At 64.1% G+C, this 23,293-nt stretch carries 26 protein-coding genes; 10 read left to right on the top strand and 16 right to left on the bottom strand.

Going from position 1 to position 23,293, the window contains the following annotated elements:
* The first annotated feature begins 110 nt into the window (after positions 1 to 110).
* From HHL08_RS03190 to HHL08_RS03205, 4 genes are all read left to right on the top strand, one after another.
* Positions 111 to 1,004, top strand: a complete 894-nt coding sequence (locus tag HHL08_RS03190; RefSeq protein ID WP_169571003.1) for a LysR family transcriptional regulator — start codon at positions 111 to 113, stop codon at positions 1,002 to 1,004.
* A gap of 80 nt (positions 1,005 to 1,084) precedes the next feature.
* The gene (locus tag HHL08_RS03195; protein ID WP_169571004.1) at positions 1,085 to 1,714 is read left to right on the top strand and encodes a class I SAM-dependent methyltransferase; all 630 of its coding nucleotides are present in this window, start codon (positions 1,085 to 1,087) and stop codon (positions 1,712 to 1,714) included.
* Positions 1,715 to 1,774: 60 nt separating this feature from the next.
* Positions 1,775 to 2,707: an ABC transporter ATP-binding protein gene (locus HHL08_RS03200; RefSeq protein WP_169571005.1), complete on the top strand. Its 933-nt coding sequence runs from the start codon at positions 1,775 to 1,777 to the stop codon at positions 2,705 to 2,707.
* Entirely contained in the window at positions 2,704 to 3,474 is a 771-nt protein-coding gene (locus HHL08_RS03205) for an ABC transporter permease (protein WP_169571006.1), read from the top strand. The genes HHL08_RS03200 and HHL08_RS03205 overlap by 4 nt, the downstream gene beginning before the upstream one ends.
* 118 nt (positions 3,475 to 3,592) lie before the next feature.
* Here HHL08_RS03205 and HHL08_RS03210 read toward each other — a convergent pair whose 3' ends face one another.
* The 8 genes from HHL08_RS03210 to rpsF all read right to left on the bottom strand — a co-directional run bounded on the left by HHL08_RS03210 (position 3,593) and on the right by rpsF (position 8,553).
* A complete protein-coding gene (locus HHL08_RS03210; protein ID WP_169571007.1) occupies positions 3,593 to 3,913 on the bottom strand; it encodes a hypothetical protein in 321 nt (106 codons plus the stop codon).
* Positions 3,914 to 4,005: 92 nt separating this feature from the next.
* Positions 4,006 to 5,376, bottom strand: coding sequence for an MATE family efflux transporter (locus HHL08_RS03215; RefSeq protein ID WP_169571008.1), 1,371 nt, complete (start codon positions 5,374 to 5,376; stop codon positions 4,006 to 4,008).
* Positions 5,377 to 5,432: 56 nt separating this feature from the next.
* Positions 5,433 to 6,368 (bottom strand): DUF808 domain-containing protein, encoded by a 936-nt coding sequence (locus HHL08_RS03220; protein WP_169571009.1) that lies wholly within the window; start codon positions 6,366 to 6,368, stop codon positions 5,433 to 5,435.
* Between the two features lie 105 nt (positions 6,369 to 6,473).
* A complete protein-coding gene (locus HHL08_RS03225; protein WP_169571010.1) occupies positions 6,474 to 6,707 on the bottom strand; it encodes a hypothetical protein in 234 nt (77 codons plus the stop codon).
* Positions 6,704 to 7,099 (bottom strand): hypothetical protein, encoded by a 396-nt coding sequence (locus HHL08_RS03230; RefSeq protein ID WP_408021748.1) that lies wholly within the window; start codon positions 7,097 to 7,099, stop codon positions 6,704 to 6,706. The genes HHL08_RS03225 and HHL08_RS03230 overlap by 4 nt, the downstream gene beginning before the upstream one ends.
* A 140-nt stretch (positions 7,100 to 7,239) precedes the next feature.
* Positions 7,240 to 7,845 (bottom strand): 50S ribosomal protein L9, encoded by a 606-nt coding sequence (gene rplI / locus HHL08_RS03235; protein ID WP_169571011.1) that lies wholly within the window; start codon positions 7,843 to 7,845, stop codon positions 7,240 to 7,242.
* 14 nt (positions 7,846 to 7,859) lie between these two features.
* A complete protein-coding gene (rpsR, locus tag HHL08_RS03240) occupies positions 7,860 to 8,084 on the bottom strand; it encodes a 30S ribosomal protein S18 (RefSeq protein ID WP_004212076.1) in 225 nt (74 codons plus the stop codon).
* Between the two features lie 13 nt (positions 8,085 to 8,097).
* Complete coding sequence (rpsF, locus tag HHL08_RS03245; RefSeq protein ID WP_169571012.1) at positions 8,098 to 8,553, bottom strand: 30S ribosomal protein S6; 456 nt, start codon at positions 8,551 to 8,553, stop codon at positions 8,098 to 8,100.
* 287 nt (positions 8,554 to 8,840) lie between these two features.
* Here rpsF and HHL08_RS03250 point away from each other — a divergent pair, with 287 nt between their 5' ends.
* Complete coding sequence (locus HHL08_RS03250) at positions 8,841 to 10,241, top strand: GntP family permease (RefSeq protein WP_169571013.1); 1,401 nt, start codon at positions 8,841 to 8,843, stop codon at positions 10,239 to 10,241.
* A gap of 3 nt (positions 10,242 to 10,244) precedes the next feature.
* Here the strand turns inward: HHL08_RS03250 and HHL08_RS03255 are convergent, their stop codons facing one another.
* The 6 genes from HHL08_RS03255 to HHL08_RS03280 form a co-directional block, all read right to left on the bottom strand.
* Positions 10,245 to 10,634 (bottom strand): BLUF domain-containing protein, encoded by a 390-nt coding sequence (locus HHL08_RS03255; protein ID WP_169571014.1) that lies wholly within the window; start codon positions 10,632 to 10,634, stop codon positions 10,245 to 10,247.
* A 169-nt stretch (positions 10,635 to 10,803) separates the two neighbouring features.
* Positions 10,804 to 11,232, bottom strand: a complete 429-nt coding sequence (locus HHL08_RS03260; RefSeq protein ID WP_169571015.1) for an RcnB family protein — start codon at positions 11,230 to 11,232, stop codon at positions 10,804 to 10,806.
* Between the two features lie 201 nt (positions 11,233 to 11,433).
* The gene (locus HHL08_RS03265) at positions 11,434 to 12,639 is read right to left on the bottom strand and encodes an ABC transporter permease (RefSeq protein ID WP_169571016.1); all 1,206 of its coding nucleotides are present in this window, start codon (positions 12,637 to 12,639) and stop codon (positions 11,434 to 11,436) included.
* A gap of 178 nt (positions 12,640 to 12,817) precedes the next feature.
* Entirely contained in the window at positions 12,818 to 13,522 is a 705-nt protein-coding gene (locus tag HHL08_RS03270) for an ABC transporter ATP-binding protein (protein ID WP_169571017.1), read from the bottom strand.
* 6 nt (positions 13,523 to 13,528) lie between these two features.
* The gene (locus tag HHL08_RS03275; RefSeq protein ID WP_169571018.1) at positions 13,529 to 15,055 is read right to left on the bottom strand and encodes an efflux RND transporter periplasmic adaptor subunit; all 1,527 of its coding nucleotides are present in this window, start codon (positions 15,053 to 15,055) and stop codon (positions 13,529 to 13,531) included.
* The gene (locus HHL08_RS03280; RefSeq protein WP_169571019.1) at positions 15,045 to 16,538 is read right to left on the bottom strand and encodes an efflux transporter outer membrane subunit; all 1,494 of its coding nucleotides are present in this window, start codon (positions 16,536 to 16,538) and stop codon (positions 15,045 to 15,047) included. The genes HHL08_RS03275 and HHL08_RS03280 overlap by 11 nt, the downstream gene beginning before the upstream one ends.
* Positions 16,539 to 16,721: 183 nt before the next feature.
* Here HHL08_RS03280 and fabD point away from each other — a divergent pair, with 183 nt between their 5' ends.
* Both fabD and fabG read left to right on the top strand, forming a co-directional pair.
* Complete coding sequence (gene fabD / locus HHL08_RS03285; protein WP_169571020.1) at positions 16,722 to 17,657, top strand: ACP S-malonyltransferase; 936 nt, start codon at positions 16,722 to 16,724, stop codon at positions 17,655 to 17,657.
* Between the two features lie 113 nt (positions 17,658 to 17,770).
* Positions 17,771 to 18,511, top strand: a complete 741-nt coding sequence (gene fabG / locus HHL08_RS03290) for a 3-oxoacyl-[acyl-carrier-protein] reductase (RefSeq protein ID WP_169571021.1) — start codon at positions 17,771 to 17,773, stop codon at positions 18,509 to 18,511.
* Here the strand turns inward: fabG and HHL08_RS03295 are convergent.
* Complete coding sequence (locus HHL08_RS03295) at positions 18,465 to 19,706, bottom strand: glycosyltransferase family 87 protein (protein WP_169571022.1); 1,242 nt, start codon at positions 19,704 to 19,706, stop codon at positions 18,465 to 18,467. The two genes, fabG and HHL08_RS03295, sit on opposite strands and share 47 nt — an antisense overlap.
* Before the next feature lie 203 nt (positions 19,707 to 19,909).
* Here HHL08_RS03295 and HHL08_RS03300 point away from each other — a divergent pair, with 203 nt between their 5' ends.
* From HHL08_RS03300 to mltG, 3 genes are all read left to right on the top strand, one after another.
* Entirely contained in the window at positions 19,910 to 20,143 is a 234-nt protein-coding gene (locus HHL08_RS03300) for an acyl carrier protein (protein WP_007689016.1), read from the top strand.
* A 181-nt stretch (positions 20,144 to 20,324) separates the two neighbouring features.
* Positions 20,325 to 21,584 carry a beta-ketoacyl-ACP synthase II gene (gene fabF, locus HHL08_RS03305; RefSeq protein ID WP_169571023.1) on the top strand — a complete coding sequence of 420 codons (1,260 nt, stop codon included), beginning with the start codon at positions 20,325 to 20,327 and terminating at the stop codon, positions 21,582 to 21,584.
* A gap of 22 nt (positions 21,585 to 21,606) precedes the next feature.
* A complete protein-coding gene (gene mltG, locus HHL08_RS03310; protein WP_169571024.1) occupies positions 21,607 to 22,602 on the top strand; it encodes an endolytic transglycosylase MltG in 996 nt (331 codons plus the stop codon).
* A gap of 224 nt (positions 22,603 to 22,826) precedes the next feature.
* Here the strand turns inward: mltG and HHL08_RS03315 are convergent, their stop codons facing one another.
* Positions 22,827 to 23,249, bottom strand: a complete 423-nt coding sequence (locus HHL08_RS03315) for a sugar transporter (protein WP_169571025.1) — start codon at positions 23,247 to 23,249, stop codon at positions 22,827 to 22,829.
* Positions 23,250 to 23,293: the final 44 nt, after the last annotated feature.

Genomic DNA, 23,293 nt, shown 5'->3' on the forward strand with positions numbered 1-23,293 from the left:
CGCGGCGCAGCAGGATCGCTTGTCCAGATGCTTCTAGCAATGCCGCGTTATTGCAAGCAATGGCGAAGTTGTGCATGGACAGGCTGCAAATTTGCAGGATAGGCGCGTGCATGTTCGACTGGGACGATCTCAGGGTATTTCTGGCGGTCGCCCGCGCCCGCAAGGTCGCGCCTGCCGCCCGCGCGCTGGGCATTGATGCGACCACCATCGCGCGGCGGCTGGCGCGCCTGGAAAAGGCGCTCGACGCCGAATTGTTCGAACTGGCTGCCGGGGAACGGACGCTGACGGCGCGCGGACAGGCGCTGCTCCACCATGCAGAAGGCGCGGAAAGCGCCGCGCTCGCGGCGATGGAGGATGTGAAGGGGCAGGAGCATCGGCTGGCCGGGCAGGTGCGCCTGTCGGTGGCCGAAGGGTTCGGCACCTGGGTATTAGCGCCAGGCATGGGCGATTTCAACCGGCGGCATCCGGGCATCAGGCTCGACCTTGTGACAGCATCCGGCTTCCTCAACCCGTCCAACCGCGAAGCCGATATGGCGGTAATGCTGGCGCGGCCGCAGCGCGGGCGGCTGACGGTCCGGCGGCTGGGCGATTATCGGCTGCATCTTTATGCCGCGCCGGCCTATCTGGCGCGGGCTGGTACGCCGGCCGCCCCGGTGGACCTGCGCGACCATGTGCTGGTCGGCTATGTGCCCGAATTCATCTTCTCCCCCGAACTGGATTATCTGGACGAGGTGGAGGCGGGGCTGGAGGCGACGTTGCGATCGACCAGCATCATCATGCAGCAGCGGATGATCGCTGACGGCGCTGGGATCGGCGTGCTGCCCGACTTTATCGCGCGGCGCGACCCCGCCCTGATGCCGCTGATGGCCGACCGGGTGGAAATCACCCGCAGCTTCTGGCTGGTCATGCATGGCGACCTGCGCAAGCTGGCGCGGATCGGCGCGGTGGCCGACTGGTTGCAGGAACGGGTCGACATGCTGTCGGGCCAACGCGATGCGGGCTGACCTAAGCGAAAGGCAATCGACGCAGCCCCTTGTCCCCGCTAAGGGAGTCGGGATGGAAATAAAGCGGTCGCATTTCGCTTATGCAGCATAAGCCCAAGCGTAGTCGGGCGATCGCCTTGCCGGGCGGGGAGTTTCGCGCCCGCGCCACCGAATATCTGGATTTCCTGGCCGCCTGGGTGAAGAAGCCGCGCCAGACCGCGTCGGTGGTGCCGTCAAGCCGCTATCTCGCCCGGTTGATGGTGGCGCAGATCGATCCGCTGGACGGTCGCGTGCTGGAACTGGGCGGCGGGACCGGGGTGTTCACCCGCGCGATTCTGCAAACCGGCCTGCCGCCTGAAAAGCTGGAGGTGGTCGAAATCAATCCCGCCTTCGCGCGCGGGCTGCGCCGGCATTTTCCCCATGTGTCGATCTTGGAGACGCCCGCGCAGATCGTGTCCACCGCAACCGCGGGCGAGCCGGGCGATTATCAGACTGTCGTCAGCGGCCTGCCTTTGCTGGCGATGGACCGCTACATGCACCACGATATCCTCTCGGAATCCTTCCGCATGCTGCGGCCCGGCGGCAGCTTCGTGCAGTTCACCTACTCGATGCGCCCGCCGGTCAGCCGTGACGTGATCGACATGCTGGGGCTGGACGTGGTGCGCGCCGGCCAGACCGTGCGCAATTTCCCGCCCGCCACCGTCTTCCGCTTTTCCCGGCGCGGCGAATAGGTTGCGTTCGGCTATCGGCTTCCTATCTTTGCCGCAACGCAAAAAGGGGCAGAGCCATCCATGGCATCCATCATTGAGATCAAGGGCCTGACGAAACGCTATGCGTCGGGTTTCGAGGCGCTCAAGGGCGTCGACCTGACCATCGCGGAAGGCGAGATTTTCGCGCTGTTGGGGCCGAATGGCGCGGGCAAGACGACGATGATTTCGATCGTGTGCGGCATCGCGCGCGCCACCGGCGGCAGCGTGAGCGTCGCGGGCCACGACATCGTGCGCGACTATCGCGGCGCGCGCACCGCGATCGGCCTGGTGCCGCAGGAATTGTCGACCGACCAGTTCGAACGGGTCATCGACACGGTGAATTTCAGCCGCGGCCTGTTCGGCAAGCCCCGCAACGACGCCCATATCGAAAAAGTGCTGCGCGACCTGTCGCTCTGGGACAAGCGCCATGCCAAGATATTGGAACTGTCCGGCGGCATGAAGCGGCGCGTGATGATCGCCAAGGCGCTGAGCCACGAACCGCGCGTGCTGTTCCTCGACGAGCCGACCGCGGGCGTCGACGTAGAACTGCGCCGCGACATGTGGAAGCTGATCGGCGAATTGCGCCAGACCGGCGTCACCATCATCCTGACGACCCATTATATCGAGGAGGCCGAGGAAATGGCCGACCGGGTGGGCGTGATCAACAAGGGCGAACTGATGCTGGTCGAGGACAAGACCGCGCTGATGAAGAAGCTGGGCAAGAAGACGCTGACCGTCGTCCTGGCCGAACCGATCGATGCGGTGCCCGCAGACCTTGCCGAATGGGGCGTCACGCTGGGCGGCGAGGGTCATGAACTGGACTATATCTTCGATACCCAGGCGGAGCGGACCGGCGTGTCGTCGCTGCTGCGCAAGCTCGGCGATCTTGGCATCGGCTACAAGGATCTGAACACGCGCCAGAGCAGCCTGGAGGATATTTTCGTCAGCCTCGTCCATCAGGAGAAGGCCGCATGAGCCTCCAGAATCTGCGCGCCATCGCGTCCATCTATGCGTTCGAACTGCATCGTTTTCGCCGCACCCTGCTGACCGGCCTGCTTGTGCCGGTCATCACCACATCGCTCTATTTCGTCGTGTTCGGCGGGGCGATCGGGTCGCGCATGACGGAAGTGGACGGCATCCCCTATGCTGCCTTCATCGTGCCCGGCCTCATCATGATGGCGATGTTCACCGAAAGCATCTTCAACGCCAGTTTCGGCATCTACATGCCCAAATTCACCGGCACTATCTACGAACTGCTATCGGCCCCGGTGTCCGCGACGGAGACGATCATCGCCTATGTCGGCGCGGCGGCGACCAAGTCGCTGATCGTAGGGAGCATCATCTTTCTGACCGCGCATCTGTTTGTCGACGTGCCGGTGGCGCACCCGTTCGCTATGGCGGGGTTCATGATCCTGATCGCGGTCAGCTTCTGCCTGTTCGGCTTCATCCTGGGGATATGGGCGCAGAGTTTCGAACAGTTGCAGGTGATCCCGCTGCTGCTCATCATGCCGATGACCTTCCTGGGCGGCGCTTTCTATTCGGTCAAGATGCTGGCCGAACCGTGGCAGACGATCACGCTGTTCAATCCGATAGTCTATCTGATTTCCGGCTTCCGCTGGACCTTTTTTGGCAAGGGGGACGTGGCCATCGGGCTGAGCCTGTTGTTCGTCATGGGCATATTGGCCGTGTGCATCGGCGTCATCGGCTGGATGTTCCGCACCGGATACAGGCTGAAGAAATAGAGGCGACGAGCAACTCCAACCTCCGTTCGCTTCGAGCGTGTCGAGAAGCGTATAGCGCGGCGCTTCCATTTCTCGACTACGCTCGAAACGAACGGACGTCGGTGGATGTCCTATTGGATCAGGCCGCCTGGCTCTCCGGCGTCACGGCGAACAGCGTCACATTCTTATATTTGTCGTCGCCGTCATTGTAGAGGCCGTACATCGCCTCGAACGGCTCATCCAAGACCACGATGTCGGACAGGCCGACGATCTTGAACGTGCCGAGCTTCAACTCGCGCGGCGGTCGGCCATCGCGGTCGGTCGTCACCGCGTCGATGAACATTTCGTCATGACGGGTGTAGAGGATGTGGGGTGCCAAGGTCACGACCATTTTATTATAGGTCACCTTAAGGCACTTCTGGAGCGCGATCGCTTCAAAAATCTCGGTAGGGGCTTGCATGATGCCCCATCCCTTATCGAATCGGGCGATTTTTTCAATTGCTTTGTGCGTTGCACCATATCCATCCCGTGCAATCAACGCGATGGATCGTGTCAGGCTGGCACCAATCCCAGCCGTTCGCGCAGCGTCCAGCGGCTGATGAGCAGCACAGCCACAGCGCCCAGGCCACTCGCCAGTCCCAGCCAGATGCCCAGCCCCTCCATGCCCAATGGGAAGGCGAGCAGGGTGCCGACGCCGATGCCGACCACCCAATAGCCGATCAGTGCAAAGATCATCGGCACGGTCGTATCCTGCACCCCGCGCAGCACGCCCGCGCCCACCGCCTGCGCCGCATCGACCAGCTGAAACAGGGCGGCCACGGCCAGGAAGCTGACGGCCAGCGTCGCGGTGCGGGCATTGGCGGGGTCGGACAGGTCGAGGAAGGCCGATACCAGTGTGCGCGGCATGAAGATCAGCAGCGCGGCGGCGCAGATGGCAAACCCGGTGCCGATCATCAGCGCCAGCCAGCCTGCCCGACCGATGCCGGCGCGGTCATGCCGGCCATAGGCGATGCCGACCCGGATCGTCGCCGCCTGGCCGATGCCCATCGGCACCATGAAGACGAGCGCGGCGATCTGGATCGCGACGGCGTGGGCGGCGAGCGAATCGCGGTCGATCAGCCCCATCAGGAAAGCCGAAGCGTTGAACACGCTGGTTTCGAAGCCCAGCGTGATCGCGATCGGCAGGCCCAGCGCCCAAACCTGCCGCTGCCGTTCGCGATCGCGAGTCCAGAAACGGCCCATCAGGCGATAGCGGCGAAAGCGCCGGTCGATCAGGATGACGGCAAGCAGGCCGAAGAAGAGGAAGCAGGAAGAAAGCGTGCTCGCCAGCCCGGCACCGTACAGCCCAAGCGAGGGAAACCCCAGATGACCGAAAATCAACGCCCAGCCCATCAACACGTTTAACGGGATAGCGCCCAGCATGACGATCAGGCCCCAGATCGGTCGTTCCAGCGCCGCGATGAAATTGCGCAATGTGGTGAAGCCCAGAAACGGCAGCAGCGCCCATTGCAGGCCATGCATCAAATGGCCGGCCTCTCGCGCCAGATCGGCGTCCTGACCCATCGCGAGCAATATCGTCTCGCATTGCCACAGCAGCAACCAGGCGGGAGCCACGAAGAAGACGGCGGCGCGCAGCGTCTGATGGACGGTGCGGCGCACGTCGCGCACGCTGTTGCGGCGGCGGCCCCGTTCGCTTGCGATCAGGGGCGATGCGGCGGTGACCAGCCCCATGCCGAACAGCAGCAGCGCATGGAACAGGTTGATCGCCAGCGCGCCGGCCGCAACCGCCTCCGCCCCGATCCGGCCAAGCAGCAGCAGATCGGTGGCCGCAATCGCCGACCAGGCGATGTTGCCCGCGATCATCGGCAGCGCCAGCGCGATCAACGCGCCGGCCTCGATACGCCAGGGGGAGGGGTGGGACATCACGCTATTCCTGCAAATCCGTGCGCCCGCCTGCGCGGGAGCGCGGACGCTTTGGCTCAATGCTTCTTCGAGGGCAACAGGTGCAGCGCGCCAACGATGATCCCGCCGACCACCAGCCCGACGATCGCGCCGCCGATGGCGGTCACTGTCCAGTGAAGGAAGCCGCCGATCGCCGGCACGGCCAGGGCGGCGCCCTGGGCGATATGCTCGATCGTGCCGGGGATCAGGTCGATATGAAATTCGTGCAGGCCATGCACGATCAGACCGCCACCGACCCATAGCATGGCCGCGGTGCCGACCACGGACAGGAACGCCATCAGCACCGGCATCGCCTTCACCAGGCCGCGACCCAGCAGTTTCGTGCCAGCCCCGTCCTTTTTGGCGAGATGCAGCCCGATATCGTCCATCTTCACGATCAGGCCAACGACGCCATAAACGCCCGCGGTAATCAGGATGGCGACGACGACCAGAATGATCGCTTGCTCCCACACCGGCTCACCCGCGACGGTACCCAACGAGATGGCCATGATCTCTCCCGACAGGATGAAATCGGTGCGGATCGCGCTCGATACCTTCTGGTTTTCGATTTCGGTCGAAGTGAGCGTCTGAGCCGCTTCCTCAACGACGTCATGGCCGCCTTGGACAGCCTCCAGCAGCTTTTCCACCGCCTCGAAACACAGGAACGCGCCGCCCAGCATCAGTAACGGGGGCAGCAGCCAGGGCGCGAAGGCGCTCATCAAAAGCGCGGCGGGCAACAGGAAGAGCAACTTGTTGCGCAGCGATCCCTTGGCGATTTTCCAAATGATCGGCAATTCGCGGTCGGGGGTCAGGCCCATCACATATTTGGGCGTCACGGCGGCATCGTCGATCACGACGCCTGCCGCCTTCGTGCCTGCCTTGCCAGCAGCCGCTGCGACATCGTCCAAGGAGGTCGCCGCCATTTTTGCGATGCCCGCAACATCGTCGAGCAGCGCGATCAGACCCGAAGGCATAGATAGTATATCCCCTGTTATGGGCGGCGATACCGCCTTTGGCTTTGCCTCATAAGGGGCAGGCATCGGGGGGGCAATGGACCGCGTCCATTCAATAGGCGTGCGTCAGTAATTGCCGGGCGGGTCGCTGGCAGGGAAGGATTCGTCGGATTGTTCGTCCACCTTGTCCCAGTCCGACCGCGATACGCCCTCCTGCGGTCCCGCATCGCGAACCACGCCCGATGAACCCACAGGGCCGCGGTCGTCAGGCGCGGCGGCGTCGCCCATCCAGTCGCGCCATCCCTTGATCGCAAAGGCACCCAGCCCCGTGACGATGGCCAGTTTCAATAGCCCCTTCATATAGTCTTCTCCTGCCCATGATGCAGATGAACCCAATCCGCAGGGTCATGCCCGACCACATCGGACGTCATCATGATCTCGCCTTCCTCGTCCGCTCCACCCGATTCGGACAGGTCGGCGGCGGGCTGCGCGATCGCCCAGCGCGCCCGCAAGGCGGCGTCGATCATCGCGCCCCATGTCCCCACATCGCCCGCCTCGCGCATGGCGGCGTCGGGTTCCTTGACGATGGCGAGGATGCTGGCCGCATCCTCTATCCGGGCCTGCCATCCGCTTGGGTCGGCGGCGGCCAGATGACGCGCCAAGCGTTCGATGAGGGTGCGGTCTTCCATATCGGTCGAACGCGCACGGACGGCGGCCGTTCCGCTTGTCTGCTGTCGACCAGATGCAGGCATATAGCCCTCCCCCTCAGGGCAGGGGTTGGGGTGGGGGCATGCCTTAATAAAGCACCGCTAGTGGGATAGCCCCCAATCCACCCCAACAAAAAAGCCGCCCGTTGCGGGGCGGCTTTCTCGTTCGATCCTGTCGGAAGAAATCAGGCCTCTTCGGCCGGCTCTTCTTCGTCTTCGCTGGCGACCGAAGCGATTTCGCCCGGTTCCGCGTTTGGATCATAATCTTCGGTGAAGCCGCTCTCGTCCTTTTCGAACAGGTCGGCCATCACGTCGACGCCCTGCGACTGCAGTTCGGCTTCTTCTGGCGAACGAGCGACGTTGACGGTGATCGTCACGGCGACTTCGGGGTGCAGCGCGACCTTGACGTCGAACACGCCCAGCGTCTTGATCGGGCGTTCCAGCACGACCATCGCCTTGGTGACGTTGGTCACGCCATCAGCGTGCAGCGCGTCGACGATGTCGCGCACGGCAACCGAACCGTACAGCGCGCCGGCGTTGGACGACTGGCGGATCAGGACGATCTGCTTGCCGTTGACGCCATCGGCAGCGGCTTCGGCGTCCGTGCGACGTGCGGCGTTATCGGCCTCGATCCTCGCGCGGTTGGCCTCGAAGACCTTCTTGTTGGCGTTGTTGGAGCGCAGCGCCTTCTTGTTGGGCAGCAGGAAGTTACGTGCGTAACCGTCCTTGACGGTGACGACGTCGCCGATTGCGCCCAGCTTCTCGATGCGTTCGAGCAGGATGATTTCCATGGGTTTCTACTCCCTTACTTCACGATGTAGGGCAGGAGGCCCAGGTGACGGGCGCGCTTGATGGCTTGGGCCAGTTCGCGCTGCTTCTTGGCCGAAACGGCCGTGATGCGGCTGGGGACGATCTTGCCGCGCTCGGACACGAAGCCCTGGAGCAGACGAACGTCCTTATAATCGATCTTCGGCGCATCCTTGGCGGCGAAGGGGCAGCTCTTGCGGCGGCGGAAAAACGGGCGTGCCATGTCTCAGATCTCCTTATTCAGCAGCCGGGGCGTCTTCGCGGTCGCGGCGCGGGCCACGATCGTCGCGCGAACCACCTTCGCGGTCGCCGCGCGGGCCACGGTCACCACGATCGCCGCGGGGACCACGGTCACCACGCTCGGGGCGGTCCTGCTTGCGCATCATCACCGACGGGCCGGTTTCCAGCTCATCGACCTTGACGGTCATGTAGCGGATGATGTCTTCGTTGATCTGGGTCTGGCGCTCCAGTTCCGCGATCACGCCACCGGGGGCGTCGATGTTCAGCTGCACATAATGCGCTTTGCGGTTCTTGGCGATCTTGTAGGCCAGGCTACGTAGGCCCCAGGTCTCGACCTTGGTCACCTTGCCGTTGTTGTCCTCGACGATCTTCGTGGCGGTTTCCGCCAGAGCGTCCACCTGCGCCTGTGCCAGATCCTGGCGCGCAAGGAACACATGCTCGTAAAGAGCCATGTATATTACCTTCTTCTGTTGGCCGATCGCTGACGCCCACCCCATGTGGAACGCCCCTCCGGCTGTCGTCTTGCATATTCGCAGGCCCGCCGAGTCACCCCGCCGTTCGTGCGAAGGCGCGCCTATGACGGAAAGGGGGGGCAAAGGCAAGCGGCATCGCTGCGCAGGGCCAAGGCAAAAAAGCCGTTCGGCCTGAGCCTGTCAAAGGCTCTTACTCCTTTCTATCGTTGCAAGAAGCAGTAAGGCACTTCGACAGGCTCAGTGCGAACGGATGAGAGGGTTAGCTTATGGCAGTCGCGATCGCAGCATTGTCGCTCATCCTGCTAATGATCGCCGCCTATCGCGGCATGAGCGTCATCGTCATGGCGCCGTTGCTAGCGATGCTGGCCGTATTCCTGACCGATCCCGCCGCCGTCCCGGCCGCCTTTTCCGGCTTGTTCATGGAAAGGGTCGCGAGTTTCCTCAAACTCTATTTCCCGGTTTTCCTGCTCGGCGCGCTGTTTGGCAAGCTGGTCGAGATTTCGGGCTTTTCCCGCGCGATCGTGACCGCGGTGATCGGCGTCATCGGCGCGGGCCGCGCTATCCCAGCGATCATGGCGGTGACGGCGCTGCTGACCTATGGCGGGGTGTCGGTGTTCGTCGCGGTCTTCGCCGTCTATCCTTTCGCCGCGGAGATGTTCCGCCGCGCCGACATTCCCAAGCGGCTGGTCCCCGCCACCATTGGGCTTGGGGCACTGACATTCACCATGGATGCGCTGCCGGGCACGCCGCAGATTCAGAACATCATCCCGACCAGCTTTTTCGGCACGACGACATGGGCGGCGCCGGTGCTGGGCCTGATCGGGTCGCTCTTCATTGCGGGAACCGGCCTTGCCTATCTTGGCTGGCGGCGGCGCGCGATGCTGGCGGCGGGGGAGGGCTATGGCGCTCCCGAAACGCTGGTGAACGAACCGGAAGCGATCGAGGATGAAGCGCCCGTCCATCCGCTGATCGCGCTGCTGCCGCTGGTGGTGGTCGGCGTCGGCAATCTGCTGCTGACGCTGGCCATCCCGCGCTGGGTGGCGGGGGAGGAGGTGTCGCTGTCGTTGCCCGGCATGGCGGAGCCTGTCGCCGTCAAGGTGGCGCAGGTGTCGGCGCTCTGGGCGGTGGAAGGCGCGCTGCTGCTGGGCATCGGCACGATCCTGCTGTTCGCATTCCGCACCGTGGCAAAGCGCTTTGCCGACGGGTCGAAGGCGGCGGTTGGCGGCGCGCTGCTGGCGGGCATGAACACGGCAGTCGAATATGGGTTTGGCGCGGTGATCGCCGCGTTGCCCGGCTTTCTGGTGGTCAAGGATGCGCTGCGCGCGATCCCCAATCCGCTGGTCAATGAAGCCATTACCGTGACCTCGCTCGCCGGCATTACCGGATCGGCGTCGGGCGGGCTGTCGATCGCGCTCGCCGCGATGGCGGAACAGTTCGTGGCGGCAGGGGACGCGGCCGGCATTCCGCGCGAAGTGCTGCACCGTGTCGCTTCCATGGCGTCGGGCGGCATGGACAGCCTGCCGCATAATGGCGCGGTCATCACCCTGCTGGCGGTGACGGGCCTTACCCATCGCCAGGCCTATAAGGATATCTTCGCGCTGACCCTCATCAAGACGGTGACGGTCTTCATCGTCATCGCCGTCTATTATCTGACCGGGCTGGTGTAAGGCTCAGGCGGCCGGGCGGTGCATGTCCGCCGAACCGATGAAATGCGCGCGGGTCGAAGGCCCGGCCTGCACGAGCAAGGCGGCGACCTTGTCCTTAAGATCGACCGAAGGGCGTGCGGGATCATCGAACGCCATCGCCCATTCGCCAAATTCCCGCGTGTCGATCAGTCCCTCGCGCAGCTTCACGACGGCGCGGTGGCGCGGATCGCCATGGATGCGGGTGAAGACCCGATCCACTGCGTCCTTTGGCCCTTCCAGCACCTGCAAAAAGCGCCGCGAATTGAACAGCAACAGCCCGGTGACGTCGTCCCGCCGATTGTTCGTCGCGGACAGTTGCGCGATCATCGCGCATTGTTGCGGCGTGACCGTCCCGACGACAGTGCTGATATACATGATCTGATATAAGGACATCGACATTCCCGACATGGCCCCCCGGCTCGGCCCCTATGCGGCATAATCCCTTAATATCGGGTATTTAACCTCGATCATGGTCGATGACGCAAAGATGCCCCAAGGGGAGAGAACCCCTGGGGCATCGTGCGACCTTTCGGCCGGCAAGGATTTAGCGGATCGCGTTGCCGACGACGGCGCCGATCAGGCCGCTGGTGATGGCGATCATCACGGCATCATTGCCCGACTGGACCCACTGATAACCGCGCGGCGGGGCGTTCAGGCGATAGCCGCGATAATTGCTGATGACCCGATAGTTATTGGCCTGGCGACGATCGAAACGCTGGCCCTTGGCCCAGCGATGATTGACCACCGCATTGCGATTGGGACGATAGTCGTTGGCGCGTTGGGCATTACCATTTTTGCGGACGACGGTCTTCTGCTTGACGACGGTGCGGCCATTGGGCTTTTGCTTCACGACCGTACGGGTCTGTTCCTGGCGATGCTGGACGCCATGGCTCTGGGCCTGCGCCTGAGCGGACACGATGGGGCTGGCAACCAGCGTGGTGGTGGCCAGGGCGATGAGGATCTTCTTGAACATGGTTGGCTCCTTTGCCTTGTTACGGGCGCCATTCCGTGGCGTCGAACACAGAGATAGGGCGCGCATGTCGCGAGGATGTGTCATGGGCGGGGTTAGATTGTCGGAAATTGTAACAATTTGAAATTTAAGCTGAACATTTGTTCAGTTACGGTCGATGGCAACGATTTGGGTGCGCGCCTCATCGGTCCGCACCCGCATTCGTTACTCGTGCCGGAGCGCGTCGATCGGGTTCAGCGCCGCCGCCCGCCTGGCTGGAAAATAGCCGAACACCACCCCGATCGCGGCGGAAAAGACGAAGGCGATGATGTTGACCTTGATGTCGAACAGGAAGGGCACCTGCATTAGCGGGGCGATGGCGGCCGTCGCGATCAGCGCCAGGAACAGCCCGATCAGGCCGCCCAGGCAGGACAGCACGATCGCCTCCACCAGAAATTGCAGCAGCACCTCACGCGCGACCGCGCCGATGGCGAGGCGGATGCCGATCTCCCGCGTGCGCTCCGTCACCGATACCAGCATGATGTTCATGATGCCGATGCCGCCGACCAGCAGCGAGATGGCCGCCACCGCGCCGACGATCTGGGTCAGGATGGTGGTGGTGCCGGTCAGCGTGTCACTGATCTGCTTGGTGTCGAAGACGTTGAAATTATCCTCCGCAGCCGGCTTGATCTTGCGTCGCTCGCGCATCAGCTCCTCCAGACTGGCCTGGACCGTGCTGGTGTCATAGGCATCGTCCACCGCGACCATGATCTGGCTGATGTCACGGTCGCCGGTGAAGCGGCGCTGCACGAACTTGATCGGCATGACGACGACATCGTCCTGGTCGCCAAAGCCGCCTTGGCCGCGCGTCGCCAGAACGCCGACGACCTGGCACGACACGCCCTTGATCCGCATCCGCTTGCCAATCGGCTCCGTGCCCTGGAACAGGTTGGTGCGCACCGTATTGCCGATGATGCAGACGGGGCGGCCGGCCTCTTCTTCCTCCGACAGGAAAAGGCGGCCGTCGGCAATCTTCCACTGCTGCACCTCCGAATAGGCGGACGTGGTGCCATAGACGGTGGTGGACCAGTTATTGCCTTCATAGATGGCGGTGCCGCTCGACTGCACCACCGGCGCGACCGCGCGCACGCCGGTCAGCTGGTTTTCGATCGCGGTCAGATCGCGTTCCTTGAAATCGGGCGGACGCGGCCCGCCGCCCCCCCGGCCAAAGCCCTGGCCGGGGCGCAATTGCAGCACATTGGCACCCAGCGAGCTGATCTGTTCGCGCACCGCGGCGGTCGCGCCATTGCCCAGCGTCACCATGGTCACGACCGCGGCGACGCCGATGATGATGCCCAGCGTGGTCAGGAAAGACCGCAGCTTGTGCCGGTTGATCGCACGAAAAGCGAGCGTGATGGTGGTGCCTAGCATCCCAATGCTCCTCGCCCCTTGGGGGAGAGGATAGCGGAGCTTGCCAGCTTGCTGGCTAGCGTCGCTTGGAGAGGGGGCAGCGCGCGCGTCCCCCTCTTCCAACTCCGCCTAAGTCGCTCCGCGCCTAAGGCTGCATATCCTTCTCCCCCGAGGGGAGAAGGTTTCGCTTCGTGCCCCATCACGCCGTCACCTTCTGTTCCACCCGCTCGACCAGCCCGTCCTTGAAATGGACGATGGTGCGGGCGAAGGCGGCCATGTCTGGTTCGTGCGTCACCATCAAAACCGTGATGCCGCTATTCTTGTTGAGGTCGGTCAGCAATTCCATGATCTCCACCGACCGTTCCGAATCGAGATTGCCGGTCGGTTCGTCCGCCAGCAAAACGTCGGGATGGGTCACGATGGCGCGGGCGATCGCCACGCGTTGCTGCTGCCCGCCCGACAGTTCGGCCGGCGTATGGTCCCACCAATCCTTCAGCCCGACCTTGTCGAGCGCGGCCATGCCCATGTCGTAGCGGGTTTTCTTGTCCTCGCCGCGATAGATGAGCGGCAGTTCGACATTTTCCAGCGCGGTGGTGCGCGACAGCAGGTTGAACCCCTGGAACACGAAGCCGAGATAGCGGCGGCGCAGCAGGGCGCGCTGGTCGCGGTCCAGCGTCTCGACATGATGGTTCTTGAACAGGAAAGTGCCTGCCGATGGCACGTCGAGGCATCCCAATATGTTCATCGTGGTCGACTTGCCGGAGCCCGACGGCCCCATGACCGCCACGAAATCGCCCTGCGCGATGTCCAGGTCGATGCCCTTAAGCGCCTGGAACGCGGTCGGACCTTCGCCGTAAACCTTGGTCACGCCGCGCAGGGAGATGATCGGATCAGCGATCGGCATGGCGGGTTAGCTTCCGCTCTGGCGGCCGGCGCCGGACGATGGCGCGGCGGGCGCGGTGTTGGTCGGCGCAACCGGCGCGGTTTCGGGCGCGGCGTCGCCCGAATTGCCCAGCTTGCCGACCGTTGCCGGGCTGCCGTCGGCTGACGGATTGCGGCGGCGGTCGTCGCTTTTGACGTCGCGGCCCGTATCCGTCTTCTGGTCCTCCGCCGGCGCTTCCTGCCCGGCGGCCAGCTGGCCGGTGATGACGCGCATCCCCGGCTTCAATGCGCCGCCGGTGACGGCGGTGCGCGACCCGTCGCTCGCGCCCACGGTCACCTGCATCGCCTTGGGATTGCCGTCTTCGCCGACGATATAGACGGTCTGGCTGCTGCCCGCGCCGAAATTGACCTGACGCTTGGCCCCGCCGCGGCGCATCCGGCCCGGACCCGGCAGGACGCTGGTGATGCCGCCGCCCTGCGCCGCGCTGACGGGCTTGAAACGCAGCGCGCTGTTGGGGACCAGCAGCACATTCTGCAACTCCTGCGTCACGATGTCGGCCGTCGCGGTCATGCCGGGACGCAAGGTTTCGTCGCTGTTGTTGACAGTCAGCACGGCGGTATAGGCGACCACCGTCCCGGTCGTGCTGGTCGTCGTCGCGCTGGAGGAGGACGACGTGCTGGCGCTGTTGGACCCGACATTGACCCGCGTGACCTTCGCCGGGAAGGTGCGGCCGGGGAAGGCGTCCACCGCGAAGGTGGCGCTCTGGCCTTCCTTCACCTGGCCGACGTCAGCTTCGTCCACCGACACCTCGACCTCCATTTGCGTCAAATCTTCGGCCAAAGTGAACAGCACCGGCGCGTTCAGCGATGCGGCGACGGTCTGGCCCGGTTCGATGTCACGCGATAGCACGACGCCGTCCACCGGCGACACGATCTGCGCGATCGACAGGTTGGTCTGCGCGGTCGAAAGCTGCGCGCGCGATACGTCCACCTGCGCCTGTTGCGATCGCAGCGTAGCGATCGCCGACTGATAATTGGCGCGCGCCGTGTCGATCTCCGTCTTGGCTGGCACCTTGCCGCCCGACAGGGTGAAGACGTTCAATTGCCGATCCAGCGTCGCCTTCGTCAGGGCGACCTGCGCCTGCGCCTGCGCGACACTGGCCTGCGAAGACACGACCTGCGCCCGGTTCTGGTTGATCGTATCGACCAGGCGGCGGGTGTCCAGTTCGGCCAGCTTCTGTCCCTTGGTCACGCGATCATTGACGTCGACATAGACCGCGGTGATCTTGCCCGATTGTTCGGACCCGACATCGACCTGGTTGATGGGTTTCAAATTGCCGGTGGCCGATACGCTGACGGTCAGGTCGCCGGTGCGGACCTCGCGCGTTGCATAATTGGGCTTGTCGTCGCTGGAGAAGCAACGGGCCAGCACAAGGATCGCGACCAGCAGGACGACGCCGATGCCGCCCCGGATCACCCATTTGCGCCACGGCTTTTCGGGCTTCGCGCCCAGAAAGTCGTCAAGATCCTGATCCTTGGTCACATCATTGCTCATTGTTTTGCTCATTTGGGGGGCGACCATCCATGCTCTGCCAGCCGCCGCCCAGCGAATCATACAACTGGGCGATGGCCAGAACCTCGTCGGATTGCGCGGAAGCCAGGCTGTTGCGCGCGTTCAATAGGGTGGATTCGCTGGTCAACAGCGTCTGGAAGTCGGTCAATCCCGCCTGATACTGGCTGCGCGCCAGGATCGCGGCGTTGTTCGACGCATCATAAGCGACGGCGAACTCGGCCTTGCGCGCGCTGGCGCTGGTCAATTGCGCCATGGCATTTTCGACATCCTCCAGCGCGGTGAGAACGCTCTGCTTATAGGCGGCGAAAGCGGCATCGGTCGCGGCCTTTTGCGATCGCACCTGCGATTGCAGCCGCCCGCCGTCGAAGATCGTTTGCGCCACATTGGCGAAGACGCCGCCGGTAATCAGGCTGAACAGGTCGCTGAACGCATTGGACGTGGTGCCGATATTGCCGCTGATGCCGAGCGAGGGGTAAAGCTGCGCCTGCGCCACGCCGATCCGCGCGGTGGCGGCGGCCAGCGCCCGTTCGGCGCTGCGCACGTCGGGCCGTTGGCGCAGCGTGTCGGCCGGGATGCCGATCGCGATCTGGGTGGAGGCGACGGGAATGGGCGCGGGCGTTTCCAGCGCGCGGGTCGCTTCACCCGGCGCCTGGCCCGTCAGCACCGCGATGCGGTTAAGGCTGCCCCTCAGGCCCGCCTCTATCTGCGGAATGGTCGCATTGGTCTGGGCCAGCTGCGCCCGCGCCTGTTCGGCATCGAGCGACGACACAAGGCCTGCCTGCAACCGCCAGTTGGCGATGTTGTAATTGTCCCGCTGCACCGCCTGGCTTTCGCGGGCGATGCGCAACTGTTCCTGCGCCAGCCGCGCCTGGATATAGTTGGTGGCCAGCTCGGACAGGATCGTCATGCGGACATTGGCCAGGTCGTATCCCGACGCCGCCAGGTCCGCCCGCGCGGCTTCCGCGGTGCGGGACAGTTCGCCGAACAGGTCGATCTGCCAACTGGCATTGGCGCCCAGCGAATAGGTGCTCGACCATTTGCTTGCACCCGTGCTGATGACGTTGCCGCTATCGTCGACGCGGGTGCCGCCGGCCTGGCTGCGGTAATTCTTGCCGCCGCTGCCCGATCCGTTGACCTGCGGCAGGAAGCTGGCATTGGCCTGGCGCAGCGATTCCCGCGCCTGCCGCAAACGGGCCTGCGCCTGCACGATGTCCAGATTGTTGGCGATCGCTTGGTCGATCAGGCCGGTGAGCGCCGGGTCGTTCAGCCGCGTCCACCAATGGGCGAGGTCGGCATCGCTGACCGGCGCGGCGTCTTCCTGACTATAGGCGCCCTGGCTGTAGGCGGCGGGCAGGCCCAGCGCAGCGCCCTGCGGCGCGCGATAGTCCGGCCCCGCCGCGCAGGCGGCCAAAAGCGCAGGCAGGAGGAGCGCCGTGCCGCTGATCAAGCTTATGCGATATCGCACCTTTTCCTTGCACTCCGTCGTCGTTAAAGGGGCGGCCACGCTGCCCCGATCGCAAAAGGGGATTGAAACGTCCGACCCCTGACTGCCGCAGGGGTATGTACGGCTCAATGACATTTATGTCTCAAAGTGTATCGTGTTTGAATTTATGCGCTTTTTTACGCGCTGCTGGTCAGGGGATTATCGATGCGGGCATTTCTTTTTCCGGGGCAGGGCAGCCAGTCCGTCGGCATGGGCAAAGCGCTGGCCGACGCCAGCCCGGCGGCACGGGAGCTGTTTCAGGAGGTGGACGCCGCGCTCGCGCAGAATCTGTTCCGCATCATGGTGGAGGGGCCGGACAGCGACCTGACCCTGACCGAGAATGCCCAGCCCGCGATCATGGCCAACGCCATCGCCACGCTGCGCGTGATGCAGAAGGAAGGCGGCTTCACCCTGGCCGACAAGGGCGATTATGTCGCGGGTCACAGCCTGGGCGAATATAGCGCGCTGTGCGCCGTCGAAGCGTTCGACATCACCACCACCGCGCGCCTGCTCAAGCTGCGCGGTCAGGCGATGCAGGCGGCCGTGCCGGTGGGCGAAGGCGCGATGGCGGCCTTGCTGGGCGCGGACATCGACAAGGCGCAGGCGCTGGCCGATGCCGCGGCGCAGGGCGAGGTTTGCACCGTCGCCAACGATAACGATCCCAGCCAGGTCGTGATTTCCGGCCATCGCGCCGCGATCGAGCGCGCCATCGCCATGGTGAAGGACCATGGCATCAAGCGCGGAGTGCTGCTGCCCGTGTCCGCCCCCTTCCACTGCCCGCTGATGCAGCCCGCCGCCGATGTTATGGCCCAGGCGCTGGCCAAGGCGTCCATCAACGCGCCGCTGCTGCCGGTCTACGCCAACGTCCTTGCTGCGCCCATCGCCGACGGCGAAGAGATCAAGGCCCGCCTGGTCGAACAGGTCACCGGCCGCGTCCGCTGGCGAGAATCCGTCGCCGCGATGTGGGACGCGGGCGTCACCGACTTCGTGGAAATCGGCGACAAGGTGCTTGGCCCCATGGTCAAGCGCATCGCCCCCGACGCGACCGTGCGCAGCATCGTGACGATGGACGACATCGAGGCGGCGCTGGCGGCTTTTTGATTTTCGCGCGGAGGCACAGAGGACGCGGAGGGGATTTGGTCGAGACCGACCGCATCAGTGGCGATGTCCTGATCCTGGCCTCCGCGTGAACCAAAAAGAACAAGGAGACTGATATGTTCGACCTAACAGGCATGACCGCGCTGGTGACCGGCGCTTCCGGGGGCATCGGTTCGTCGATCGCCAAGGCGCTGGCCGCGCAGGGCGCGACGCTCGCGCTTTCGGGCAGCAATGAGGACAAGCTCAAGGCCTTTGCCGCCGAATTGGGTGGCGACCACAAGACGATCGTCTGCAACCTGTCCGACCCCGCCTCGGTCGATGCGCTGGTGCCGCAGGCGGTCGAAGCGCTGGGCGGCCGGCTCGACATCCTCGTCAACAATGCCGGCATTACCCGCGACAACCTGATCCTGCGCATGAAGGATGAGGAATGGAGCCAAGTGATCCAGGTCAATCTGGAAGCCGCCTTCCGCCTGGTCCGCGCCGCCGCCAGGCCGATGATGAAGGCGCGCTTCGGCCGCATCATCTCCATCACCTCGGTCGTTGGCGTCACCGGCAACCCCGGCCAGTCCAACTATTGCGCGTCGAAGGCGGGCATCATCGGCATGTCAAAATCGCTGGGCCAGGAACTCGCCAGTCGCGGCATCACCGTCAACTGCGTCGCGCCGGGCTTCATCCGCTCCGCCATGACCGACGCGCTGAACGATGCGCAGAAGAGTGCGATCCTGACCAAAATCCCGGTCGGCGACCTGGGCAGCGGCGATGATATCGGCGCAGCGGTCGTCTATCTGGCGAGCAAGGAAGCCGGTTACGTCAATGGCCAGACGCTGCATGTGAATGGCGGCATGGCGATGATCTGACCTGGCGAAGCGCGCCGTCCAGCAGGATGGCGCGCCGCATCGCCAGCGCCAGCACGGCGATGGCGGCGATCAGGTTCACCGGCACATGCGTCAGTTCCGACAGCGATCGGCCGAACAGCGGGGCGATCCAGGCATAGGCGAGCCATGTCGGCTCCCAGGCCAGCGCACCACGCTTGCGCATGTCCGCCACCATGAAGGCGATGGCCACGCCCAGCAGCACGAAATCATAATCCAGCACATAGGGGGTGCAGAGCAACGCTGCGCTCAGCGCCGCCGCGCCGCGCACCTCCATCGACCCGCGCCGGGCGGCGAGTCCGGCGGCCGCGATGGCGATGGCGGTGACGATGCCCTGCACTCCATAGGCCAGCGGGATCGATCCGCCCCATTGGCGGATGGCCGAAAAGGGACTCTGAATCTTTTCCCAGCCCGTGGCGCCGGCCTCAATGATGATATGCCGGGTCAGTGGCAGGGACTCGATGAACGCCTGCCATACCGGCCAGCCCCAGATGGCGATCGTCACCAAACAGAGCGCGGCGACGGTCAGGCCCGCCGACGCGAAAGCGCGAATATTGCCCCGCGCCAGGATCAGCACCGGGATCAGCACGGCAAATTGCGGTTTATAGACCAGTGCGCCCAGCAGCATCCCGGCGATCCACGGCCGCCGGTCGAGCAGCAGCATCCCCGCGCCCAGCAGGCTGGCGGTCAGGAAAGCGTTCTGCCCATGGCCCAGGCACACCAGCACGACCGGCGCGCCCAGCGCCGCCAGCATCGCGTCGCGATCGCCCGGCAGGATGCGCCGCACCAGCGCCAAAGCCAGCATCAGCGTCAGCCCCTGCCAGATCAGCAGTGCCGCGACATAGGGAAATTGCGCCAGCAGGGTGGCGATGATCAGGAAGGGCGGGGGATAATGCCAGCCGTAAAAGGGGATGGCGGGATCATGATGAACCTGTTTCTGGACTTCATAATGGGTCGGCCAGTCCCAGGCCAGCGCCGCACGGCCATGATCGGCCATCTGTCCCGCGGTCCAGACATTGGAAAAATCGGTGCCGAGCGGCCGGCCGAGCGAATCCACCGTCCCATGGGCCGTCGCGAAGAGATAAAGCAGGCCGATCACCGTCGCCGCCAGCACCAATATCGCCGTCAACCGGACGCGCGCGCGCGTGACGAAGGGGTCAGGGGAAGAAACGATGGCCATGCCGCACCCATGGCATAAGCGGCTGAAATTTTGGTAAACAGACGGTTATCGGGGGGCGATGGGCCTTTTTTTCTGGCCAGATCGTCGTGTCAGGCAATCTGGGGGCTTGGCGACCTAGCCTCTTGCCTCTATCGGAGCTTGGCACTAGGGCTGCCTTAACGGTTGTTCAGACCACCAACGATACCAGTCAAGAAGGACCACTCATGAGTGAGACCGCGGATCGCGTAAAGAAAATCGTCGTCGAGCATCTGGGCGTTGAAGCCGAAAAGGTGACCGAGGACGCCAGCTTCATCGACGATCTGGGCGCGGACAGCCTGGACATCGTCGAACTGGTAATGGCGTTCGAAGAAGAATTCGGCGTCGAAATCCCTGACGACGCTGCCGAGAAGATCGCGACCGTCAAGGACGCGATCGACTATATCGACAGCAAGCAGTAAGGCGTTTTGCGGCCCGCGCCTTCGCGCGCCGGGCCGCCATGCGCGTTAGGAAATGGCTCCTCCTGTCCGGTGAACCCGGAATGTGGGGAGCCTTTTCGTATCTGGCGCGCCGTTCACAAGTCCGCCGCAAACGGCTAGACGGGACGGCGCGAAGCCAAATGGAATATTTCGGAGCAAGCATATGCGTCGTGTCGTCGTAACCGGCCTTGGCATGGTCAGCCCGCTCGGCGGGGATGTGGAAACCAGCTGGAAGAACATCATCGCGTCCAAATCCGGCGCGGCGACGATCACGCGCTTTGATCCCACCGATTATAAATGCCGCATCGCCTGCGAAGTGAAGCCCAAGGACCATGAATATGGCTATGATGCTTCGTTCGACGTCGATCACAAGATCCAGCGCCAGGTCGACCTGTTCATCGTGTTCGGCATTTCCGCCGCTAGCCAGGCGCTGCGCGACGCGGGCCTCGACAATATGTCGGAGGAAGAACGGCTGCGCGCGGGCTGTTCGATCGGGTCGGGCATCGGCGGCCTGCCGGGCATCGAAAGCGAATCACTGGTATTGGCGAACAAGGGACCAAGCCGGGTGTCCCCGCACTTCGTTCATGGCCGCCTCATCAACCTCATCTCCGGTCAGGTCAGCATCAAATATGGCCTGATGGGTCCGAACCATGCGGTCGTCACCGCCTGTTCGACCGGTGCCCATTCGATCGGCGACGCCGCGCGCATGATCGCGATGGACGACGCCGACGTCATGCTGGCGGGCGGCGCGGAAAGCGCGATCTGCCCGATCGGCATCGCCGGCTTCGCGCAGGCACGCGCGCTCAGCACCAATTTCAACGACACGCCCGAAAAGGCGAGCCGCCCCTATGACGTCAACCGTGACGGCTTCGTCATGGGCGAAGGCGCGGGCGTGGTCGTGCTCGAAGAATATGAGCATGCCAAGAAGCGCGGCGCGAAAATCTATGCCGAAGTGCTGGGCTATGGCCTGTCGGGCGACGCCTATCATGTCACCGCGCCGCACCCCGAAGGCTCTGGCGCGTTCCGTTCGATGCAGATGGCGCTCAAAAAGTCGGGCCTTGCGCTCGAAGACATCGACTATGTGAACGCGCACGGCACATCTACCCCACTGGGCGACGAACTGGAACTGGGCGCGGTGCGCCGCCTGTTCGGCGATCAGATCGGTGCAATGTCGATGTCGTCCACCAAGTCGGCGATCGGCCATCTGCTGGGCGGCGCGGGCGCGGTGGAAAGCATCTTCTGCATCCTCGCCATGCGCGACGGCATCGTCCCGCCGACGCTCAACCTCGATGAACCGAGCGAAAGCTGCAAGGGCGTGGACCTGGTCCCGCACGTCGCCAAGGAGCGCAAGGTGCGCGCGGTGCTGAATAACAGCTTCGGCTTCGGCGGCACCAACGCATCGCTCATCATGAAGGCGATCTGACGTTGATCTTAGGCTGACGGCTATGGCGAAACGATCAGGCAATCCAACGCGCCGCCTCGCTGGCATCATCCTGCTGATCGGCCTGGCCGTCGCGGCCTTCATCGGCTTTCGCTTCGTCTATGGCTGGAGCGAGCAGGGGCCGGCCAAGCAGGATGTCAGCATCACCGTGCCGGAAGGATCGACCCTGTCCGACGCCGCGGTGCTGCTCAAACGGGCGGGCGCGGTGCGCTCGGCCGACGCCTTCCTGACGCGGGCGAAGATATTCGGCGCGGGCAAGTCGATCAAGGCGGGCGAATTTATCATCCCCGCCGGTGCCAGCAACAGCGACATCCTGTCGATCCTGCAGGGCGGCAAGACGCTGACCCGGCTCATCACTATTCCCGAAGGCATGCCGTCCCTTCTGGTCCACGAACGGCTGATGGCGAACGACCAACTGACCGGCAGCATCCCCGTGCCGGAGGAAGGGAGCGTGCTGCCCGACAGCTACGCCTTCGACAAGGGCGAGCCGCGCGCCGCCGTCCTCAAGCGGATGCAGACGGCGATGGACAAGGCGCTGGCGAAGCTTTGGGCCGAACGCGCGCCCGAAACCGTCGCCAAATCGCCCAGGGAAGCGATCATCCTGGCCAGCATCGTCGAAAAGGAAACCGGCGTCCCGTCCGAACGCCCCATGGTCGCGGGCGTCTATAGCAACCGGCTGCGCACCAATATGATGCTCCAGGCCGACCCGACGATCATCTACCCCATCACGCGCGGCAAGCCGCTCGGCCGTCGCATCCGCAAGTCGGAAATCGCGGCGGTCAACGATTACAACACATACGCCATGGTCGGCCTGCCCAAGGGGCCGATCGCCAATCCGGGGCGGCTCTCGATCCTGGCGGTGCTCCACCCGGCGCAGACCAAGGCGCTCTATTTCGTCGCCGACGGCAAGGGCGGCCATATCTTCGCCGATACCTACCAGCAGCATAATGAAAATGTGCGCAAATGGTTCGAAATCCGCCGCGCCCGCGGGGAATTGTGACGATATCGTTGGGAGCCCGCAGCTTTAACCAACCCCGTTCGTGCTGAGTAGGGGCTGAGCGAAGCCGAAGTTGAACAGGTCGGATCGTCCCCCGGACGATCCTGAACCATCCGGGGGATGGTTCACCTGTTCAAGTATCGAAGCATCACGCCCCGCGCGCGATCCTTCGATACGCCATTTCGACTTCGCTCAATGGCTACTCAGGACGAACGGATGAGGCCACTCTACCGCAACACGCCCTTAGCCACCAGCGATCGCGCATAGAGCCATTCGAACACAGCGACCGCGATGACGAACGCGGGGAAGGGGATGGCGACCGCCCAGCCCTTGTCCGCCAGCAGGTCGGTGCCCAGGAAGGTGAAGCCGAACTGCACGATCACGCAGACCAGCGATATCAGAAACAGGAAAGCTGCGATCGCCTTGCGCAGCAGCAGCGCGATCGCGCCCAGCGTGCCGGTCGCCACGGCGATGGCATAGACGATCCACACCCAGGCGGGCATCAGCGCAAAGGCGCGCGCCCCGGCGGGATCGGTCCGCGCCAGTGCGTCGAGGTCCATGCTATATTGCAGGGTGAAGGCGGCGATGCCGATCAGCCCCCAAAGCAGCAGGATGACGCCAATGATCGTGACGCTGCGCGACGTGGCCATGATGTCCCACTCCTTGCCTCGCGCCGCTGCGCCGTGCAGGACGC

Origin of the sequence: Sphingobium psychrophilum (assembly GCF_012927105.1) — a bacterium.
GTDB classification, from domain to species: domain Bacteria; phylum Pseudomonadota; class Alphaproteobacteria; order Sphingomonadales; family Sphingomonadaceae; genus Sphingobium; species Sphingobium psychrophilum.

What these genes read in the sequence shown, in the direction of transcription:
- HHL08_RS03190 (WP_169571003.1), top strand. Translation starts at nt 111, where the DNA reads ATGTTCGACTGGGACGATCTCAGGGTATTTCTGGCGGTCGCCCGCGCC.
- HHL08_RS03195 (WP_169571004.1), top strand. Translation starts at nt 1,085, where the DNA reads ATGCAGCATAAGCCCAAGCGTAGTCGGGCGATCGCCTTGCCGGGCGGG.
- HHL08_RS03200 (WP_169571005.1), top strand. Translation starts at nt 1,775, where the DNA reads ATGGCATCCATCATTGAGATCAAGGGCCTGACGAAACGCTATGCGTCG.
- HHL08_RS03205 (WP_169571006.1), top strand. Translation starts at nt 2,704, where the DNA reads ATGAGCCTCCAGAATCTGCGCGCCATCGCGTCCATCTATGCGTTCGAA.
- HHL08_RS03210 (WP_169571007.1), bottom strand. Translation starts at nt 3,913, where the DNA reads ATGCAAGCCCCTACCGAGATTTTTGAAGCGATCGCGCTCCAGAAGTGC.
- HHL08_RS03215 (WP_169571008.1), bottom strand. Translation starts at nt 5,376, where the DNA reads ATGTCCCACCCCTCCCCCTGGCGTATCGAGGCCGGCGCGTTGATCGCG.
- HHL08_RS03220 (WP_169571009.1), bottom strand. Translation starts at nt 6,368, where the DNA reads ATGCCTTCGGGTCTGATCGCGCTGCTCGACGATGTTGCGGGCATCGCA.
- HHL08_RS03225 (WP_169571010.1), bottom strand. Translation starts at nt 6,707, where the DNA reads ATGAAGGGGCTATTGAAACTGGCCATCGTCACGGGGCTGGGTGCCTTT.
- HHL08_RS03230 (WP_408021748.1), bottom strand. Translation starts at nt 7,099, where the DNA reads ATGCCTGCATCTGGTCGACAGCAGACAAGCGGAACGGCCGCCGTCCGT.
- rplI (WP_169571011.1), bottom strand. Translation starts at nt 7,845, where the DNA reads ATGGAAATCATCCTGCTCGAACGCATCGAGAAGCTGGGCGCAATCGGC.
- rpsR (WP_004212076.1), bottom strand. Translation starts at nt 8,084, where the DNA reads ATGGCACGCCCGTTTTTCCGCCGCCGCAAGAGCTGCCCCTTCGCCGCC.
- rpsF (WP_169571012.1), bottom strand. Translation starts at nt 8,553, where the DNA reads ATGGCTCTTTACGAGCATGTGTTCCTTGCGCGCCAGGATCTGGCACAG.
- HHL08_RS03250 (WP_169571013.1), top strand. Translation starts at nt 8,841, where the DNA reads ATGGCAGTCGCGATCGCAGCATTGTCGCTCATCCTGCTAATGATCGCC.
- HHL08_RS03255 (WP_169571014.1), bottom strand. Translation starts at nt 10,634, where the DNA reads ATGTATATCAGCACTGTCGTCGGGACGGTCACGCCGCAACAATGCGCG.
- HHL08_RS03260 (WP_169571015.1), bottom strand. Translation starts at nt 11,232, where the DNA reads ATGTTCAAGAAGATCCTCATCGCCCTGGCCACCACCACGCTGGTTGCC.
- HHL08_RS03265 (WP_169571016.1), bottom strand. Translation starts at nt 12,639, where the DNA reads ATGCTAGGCACCACCATCACGCTCGCTTTTCGTGCGATCAACCGGCAC.
- HHL08_RS03270 (WP_169571017.1), bottom strand. Translation starts at nt 13,522, where the DNA reads ATGCCGATCGCTGATCCGATCATCTCCCTGCGCGGCGTGACCAAGGTT.
- HHL08_RS03275 (WP_169571018.1), bottom strand. Translation starts at nt 15,055, where the DNA reads ATGAGCAATGATGTGACCAAGGATCAGGATCTTGACGACTTTCTGGGC.
- fabD (WP_169571020.1), top strand. Translation starts at nt 16,722, where the DNA reads ATGCGGGCATTTCTTTTTCCGGGGCAGGGCAGCCAGTCCGTCGGCATG.
- fabG (WP_169571021.1), top strand. Translation starts at nt 17,771, where the DNA reads ATGTTCGACCTAACAGGCATGACCGCGCTGGTGACCGGCGCTTCCGGG.
- HHL08_RS03295 (WP_169571022.1), bottom strand. Translation starts at nt 19,706, where the DNA reads ATGGCCATCGTTTCTTCCCCTGACCCCTTCGTCACGCGCGCGCGCGTC.
- HHL08_RS03300 (WP_007689016.1), top strand. Translation starts at nt 19,910, where the DNA reads ATGAGTGAGACCGCGGATCGCGTAAAGAAAATCGTCGTCGAGCATCTG.
- fabF (WP_169571023.1), top strand. Translation starts at nt 20,325, where the DNA reads ATGCGTCGTGTCGTCGTAACCGGCCTTGGCATGGTCAGCCCGCTCGGC.
- mltG (WP_169571024.1), top strand. Translation starts at nt 21,607, where the DNA reads ATGGCGAAACGATCAGGCAATCCAACGCGCCGCCTCGCTGGCATCATC.
- HHL08_RS03315 (WP_169571025.1), bottom strand. Translation starts at nt 23,249, where the DNA reads ATGGCCACGTCGCGCAGCGTCACGATCATTGGCGTCATCCTGCTGCTT.